We start from the raw sequence: 1163 nt of genomic DNA on the forward strand, positions 1-1163 counted from the left end.
GCCATCCCCCTGTGGCGCGCCGACTACAACACCGCGCGGCCGCACTCCCAAATCGCCTGGCAGATCACGGCCGAGTTCGCCAGCACCTTCAATCCGCGACGGTCGCTCGCGCTGCGCTATGCCAAAGGCTCCGCGCCAGCGCCCGTCGCTTCACCCGCCCAGCAGGGCACAACCCACGCCGCGATGCGTGTCCAAAACCCGACAGCGGCAGAAAACATGTCAGGTTCAAGACAACGCCGTGTTGGTGCCCGTACGTTTTTCTTAGCACAACCATACACTTAATGCGGGCTAGGCGTCGCTGGCATGGCCTTTGCTGATTGAGATGCGGCAACAGTGGGTGAGGGCGGACCGCATGCGAATGCGCCTAGTCGAGTGATGGTCTCCCTAACCGGTGTGTTGCTTTTTTGAGAGAAGAACCAGCACGCGCATACGGTGTCGATGATGCGGATGAAATCCTCGGCGCCTGCGATGGCGGTAACGACGACTTCGATGGTGAGCTCAATCGCATGATCATGGTCATCGACCATGCCGGCCGATGCATTGGTTGCGGAGCCTGCGGGCGCGTCTGCCCTAAGAACTGTCAGACCCATGTCGCGGCCGACCAGATCGGAGCATGAGCAGCATGTTTGACGAGACAGAACCAGGAGATCGGATTTGCCCTTCATGATCTTTTGCCGGCTCAGTTCCGGTTCTTTGCGGCAACGCTAGCCCAACATACAGCGATGCTCGTCGATCTCGGGACGGAACTTGTGGAGGAAGACGTGGTATTGCTCGAGGACTACGCATACCGCGTTATGGCGTTCCATCGGAGGAAACCAAGACGGCGATCCGTCTGTGCGCGCGGCTCGAGGGCATGATTACCGATCCCGTTTACGAGGGCAAATCGATGCAAGGGATGATCGATCTCGTCCAAAGGGGCTTCTTTCCACAGGGATCGAGGGTCCTCTACGCACATCTCGGCGATCAACGGGTGCGGCTACACCTTTCGCAACGGTTGACGTCGACAGATTGCAACATCCCTGCCGTGCCGACGAGCGAGGTGTACAATGACGCAAGCGCGACGGAAGGTTGAGAAGCCATTTAGTCTCTCAGTTAGAGAAAAGGAGTGCATTAGCTGGGTGGCGAGAGGAAAATCTTCGTGGGAGATAGGAAAAATCCTAAAT

General features: G+C 58.0%; 1 protein-coding gene and 3 pseudogenes. All 4 read left to right on the plus strand.

All coding sequences use genetic code 11. From position 1 onward, the window contains the following. Positions 1-144, plus strand: a pseudogene (locus EOD15_RS37145) (IS3 family transposase); the annotation flags it as partial. A gap of 284 nt (positions 145-428) precedes the next feature. Beyond that, a pseudogene (locus tag EOD15_RS34575) lies at positions 429-617 on the plus strand (4Fe-4S binding protein); the annotation flags it as partial. A gap of 87 nt (positions 618-704) precedes the next feature. After that, positions 705-998: pseudogene (locus tag EOD15_RS34580) on the plus strand (pyridoxal-phosphate dependent enzyme); the annotation flags it as partial. A 48-nt stretch (positions 999-1046) separates the two neighbouring features. Beyond that, a partial coding sequence (locus EOD15_RS34585; protein ID WP_245463860.1) for a LuxR C-terminal-related transcriptional regulator occupies positions 1047-1163 on the plus strand: 117 nt, incomplete at its 3' end.

Origin of the sequence: Mesorhizobium sp. M7A.T.Ca.US.000.02.2.1 (genome assembly GCF_003996995.1) — a bacterium.
In the GTDB taxonomy this organism is placed as follows: Bacteria; Pseudomonadota; Alphaproteobacteria; order Rhizobiales; family Rhizobiaceae; genus Mesorhizobium.